The organism is Mycobacterium sp. (genome assembly GCF_052144515.1).
In the GTDB taxonomy this organism is placed as follows: domain Bacteria; phylum Actinomycetota; class Actinomycetes; order Mycobacteriales; family Mycobacteriaceae; genus Mycobacterium.
The window spans coordinates 1-3893 of sequence record NZ_JBKQQD010000117.1 but is presented as its reverse complement, the minus strand read 5'-3'; the positions used below and the strand labels follow the sequence as shown (position 1 = coordinate 3893).

Below are 3893 nucleotides of genomic sequence, written 5' to 3'. Positions count from 1 at the left end.
CTGGTGTCCTTTAAAACCCGTGATTCCCGGGATGCCGGGCAGCTTCGGGCGGTTGAAGGAGCCCTGCGTCATGACGACGAAGCGTGCGCGGATGTCGTCACCGCGGTTGGTGCTCAACCGCCAGCGTTTGATCGATTCCTCCCAGCGCACCTCGGACACCTGGGTGGAGAAGATCGCCCCGTCGTACAACCCGAAATGCTTGCCGATGTTGCGGCAGTGCGCATATATCTCGGCACCTTCGGCGTACTTCTTCGTCGGTATGTAATCGAGCTCTTCGAGCAGCGGGATATAGCAGTACGAATCGTTGTCGCTCTGGATCCCAGGGAAGCGGTTCCAGTACCAGTCTCCCCCGTAGTCCCCGCCCATTTCGATGACACGCACGTCGTCGACGCCGGCCTTCTTGAGGTACGCACCGGCCAGAAGCCCGGCGATGCCGCCGCCGAGCACCGCGACCTCGACGTCGTCGGCGATCGGATCCCGGAACGACACCGGCGTGTGCGGATCTACCTTGTAGAACTCCGCGAACTCGCCCTCGAGCTCGAGGTATTGCTTAGAGCCTTCCGGGCGCAACCGCTTGTCGCGCTCGTGGAGGTACTTCTCCCGCAGCGCAGGGATATCGATGTCATCGGGTGTATCGGTCGGCCCGCATGTGTCGAACAATGTCATGTGGGTGCGTTCTCCTTATAGCTCTCGGGGTTCACCGGTACCCATGTACTTCGACAATTGATGGTGCAGATTGACGGTGCTGCGTTCGCGGTACGGGTTTGGCTTGGTGCCCGGGAAGCCAAGGGATTTCATGCCCTGCTGAACCGCGGCCATGTTGGAGAAGTCCTGCGGTAAAACCGACCGCCACCGAGGGTCACCGACCGGTGTGTATTCCCACTCGGTCTGGGGCTCTTGGCCCTTCGGGTACAGCTCGAACACCGACACCTCGAAAATGCATTTGTCGGGGTTGTAGCTGGGGTGCGGCCGCGCGCCGTAGCACAGTGCGCTGGTCAGGCCTTGCCCGATCTGGAAGTTCGGGAAGATCTGCCATGCGGTGCCGGCCTGGCCGAGGATGTCGGAGGGAATGGTCGGCCAGATCACGCCGCGGGTTTCGTCGTCTCGGCGCGCTGATGCCAGCCAGTGCTCGAGAACCTTGTCGGCCGGTGTCCCCTCGGGCAATTCGTCAACCAGCCGCTCGGCGGCGTTCACCAGCGTCTGGGTGGTGGTGGCGTTGGTCTCCTCCATCGTGTAGACCTGCATCTCCGCTGTCGACACACGCGGATCGGCGCCGATGCCGAGGCGGATCTTGGACTTGGTGGCCTCCAGATTCTCTGGTGCGTCATAGCCGATGTTGCTGTGTTTGCCCTGCGCCCTGGCCCATCCCTTGAATTCGCCGAACTTGTTGAACTCCGGATGGGTTGTGAAGACGTGATAGGTCTCGTTGAACGCCTCCAGCGCGACCTTCCAGTTGCAATCGAAGGACAGCCACTTGCGCCATTTGCAGCGCATGTTTTCCAGGCCGAATGGGTCGAGAATCTTCGCGGCGGGGAACAGGTAATCGGCCAGCGGTTCGCAGTCGGGGTCCATGTTGATCCACATCCAACCGCCCCAGGTGTCGACCTTGACTGGTCGAAGGTGGGTGTTGTCGGGCGTCAGCGCTTCCTGCCAGTCTTGCTGTTCGCGGATGTGTGTGCACGCCCCGTCCAGGCCGTAGGTCCAGCCGTGGAAGCCGCAGACGAACGACTTACGGGCGCGGTCGGAGGCGTTTTTCGCCCCCTCGGGTGTGTCGATCAGCCGGCGGCCACGGTGCATGCAGACGTTGTGGTGGGCCCTGAACTCGGTGTCGCCGGTGCGCACCACGATGATCGAGTCGTCGAGAATGTCGTAGGTCAGGTAACTGCCCACCTCGGGCAGCTCCTCGACACGGCCAACCTGCTGCCAGACTTTTCGCCACAGCTTGTCGCGCTCGGCGCGGGCGTAGCTCTCGCTGATGTACGCCTCGACGCCGATCGTCGTGGGTTTCGAAAGTTCCTCGGCCGCTGCCAAATTCACATCCTTGGCTAGATCGGTCATCACATCCTCCTAATCGCCGCGCGGAAGGATTCGTCTTTGAGAAACAACGATGTGTTGTCGGCGCCGAGGTGGCTCCACTTGAGGTCGAGCCCACCGTCGACGAGCAGCGTCTGGCCGGTGATGTAGCTCGACAACTCCGAGAGCAAGAACAGGATGGTGCCGGCCTGCTCCTCGGGCCGCCCGCGCCGGCCCATCGCGATCGCCTGCCGATCCCGCTCCGGGTCCTCATCGACATAGGTGCGCGAGGCCGCGGTCTCGGTGACACCCGGTGCCACGGCGTTGACCCGGATTCCCGCCAGCGCCAGCTCGAGCGCCATGGTGCGGGTCATCGCCGCGATCGCGGCCTTTGCGGTGCCGTAGGCGATGTGGAACGGCGCGGTGTTCATGCCGCTGATTGACGAGATCGACACGATCGATCCCGGAAGCTGCTGCGCGACGAGCTCGGCCGCCACGGCCCGGCTCATGAAAAACGCCGTCTCGAGGTTGTCGGCGAAGATCTTGCGCCAGTCGCTGCGCGTCACCCGGGTGGACGGCATCCATGTCGACGGCTCAGCGCCGCCCGCGATATTGACCAGACCGTACAGGCTGCCGTCGGCTCGCCGCGCGTGGTCGATGACCGCAGCTATGCCTTCGTCGGTCGACGCGTCGGCGGCGACGGGGACGACCGCCAGACCCTCTTGCGCCAGCGGCACGATGTGCTCGTCGAGGTTCTCCTTCGACCGGCTCACCGCGATCACCGTGGCCCCGGCCCGGGCGGCCATCGCCGTCACGGTCGTGCCGATGCCGCCACCGCCGGCACCGGAAACCACCACGATGCGACCGTCGAGCCTGATGTAATCCTGCATAGCCTGCTTTCCCTGCGACGGACACCCTCGGGGCCGCAGAAGCTTCCACTTTGTCCGGACAACATACGTAGTTCTGCCGGTCGGAGAATACTATTCCGAAGCGTGGACAAGCCTGTCAAGGAGGTACTTCGCCCGCTGGCGGCTATTGTCTGGACTAGGACAACTTGATAACGTCCAGCCCAAACGGGCACGTCCGTTGAGAAGGGAAGGACCTCGGCGAGACATGTCCATCTCAGCGTCCATCTCAGCGCAGCCATCGCGGTATGGACTGTCCCATCCCGTCCCTGTCGTCTCTGTCGCGGAGGACTGGCGACTCGAGCGGGTCACCGCCCCGAGTCGGCTGTTCGGCGCCAACGGTTTGCGCACCGGCCCGGACGGCCGGGTTTACATCGCGCAGGTGACCGGCAGTCAGATCAGCGCTCTGGATCTCCGCACCGGGCACCTGGAGGCCCTCAGCGCCAAGGGGGGCGAGATCGTGGCGCCCGACGACGTCGCATTCGACGCGAGCGGCAACCTCTACGCGACCGAGGTGATGGATGGTCGGGTCAGCATGCTCGACACCGCCGGCCGCACCCGGGTGCTGCGCGACGACGTCCCGTCGGCCAACGGCATCACCGTTCATCGCGGCCGGTTGTTCATCGGTGAATGCCGCGAGGGCGGGCGCCTGCTGGAGTTCGACTTGGGCGGCGGCTCGCCGCGGGTGCTGCTGGACAGCGTGCCCTCACCGAATGCGATGGAAGTAGGCCCGGACGGCCTGCTGTATTTCCCGGTGATGGGCGCTAACGAGATCTGGCGGGTCGACCCCGACGGCGGCGAACCACATTGCGTCGCGGGCGGTCTCGGTGTGCCCGATTCGGTCAAATTCGACCCGCACGGCTACATCGTCTCGACGCAGGTGGCAAGCGGGCAAGTGCTGCGCATCGATCCTCGGAGCGGCGAACAGCGGTTGCTGGTCCAGCTGAGTCCGGGGCTGGACAACTGCACCTTCGT

General features: G+C 64.2%; 4 protein-coding genes. 1 reads left to right on the top strand and 3 read right to left on the bottom strand.

Features of this window, described 5'->3' with window-relative positions; all coding sequences use genetic code 11:
• The 3 genes from ACLP9N_RS07380 to ACLP9N_RS07370 all read right to left on the bottom strand — a co-directional run.
• Positions 1–666, bottom strand: a 666-nt coding sequence (locus ACLP9N_RS07380) for an NAD(P)-binding domain-containing protein (RefSeq protein WP_442406775.1), incomplete at its 3' end; no start/stop codon positions are given.
• 15 nt (positions 667–681) lie between these two features.
• Positions 682–2058, bottom strand: a complete 1377-nt coding sequence (locus ACLP9N_RS07375) for an aromatic ring-hydroxylating oxygenase subunit alpha (RefSeq protein ID WP_442406774.1) — start codon at positions 2056–2058, stop codon at positions 682–684.
• The gene (locus ACLP9N_RS07370; RefSeq protein ID WP_442406773.1) at positions 2058–2903 is read right to left on the bottom strand and encodes an SDR family NAD(P)-dependent oxidoreductase; all 846 of its coding nucleotides are present in this window, start codon (positions 2901–2903) and stop codon (positions 2058–2060) included. The genes ACLP9N_RS07375 and ACLP9N_RS07370 overlap by 1 nt, the downstream gene beginning before the upstream one ends.
• 223 nt (positions 2904–3126) lie before the next feature.
• On the opposite strand from ACLP9N_RS07370, the gene ACLP9N_RS07365 reads away from it, so the two are divergent.
• A partial coding sequence (locus ACLP9N_RS07365; protein ID WP_442406772.1) for a Vgb family protein occupies positions 3127–3893 on the top strand: 767 nt, incomplete at its 3' end.

What these genes read in the sequence shown, in the direction of transcription:
- ACLP9N_RS07375 (WP_442406774.1), bottom strand. Translation starts at nt 2,058, where the DNA reads ATGACCGATCTAGCCAAGGATGTGAATTTGGCAGCGGCCGAGGAACTT.
- ACLP9N_RS07370 (WP_442406773.1), bottom strand. Translation starts at nt 2,903, where the DNA reads ATGCAGGATTACATCAGGCTCGACGGTCGCATCGTGGTGGTTTCCGGT.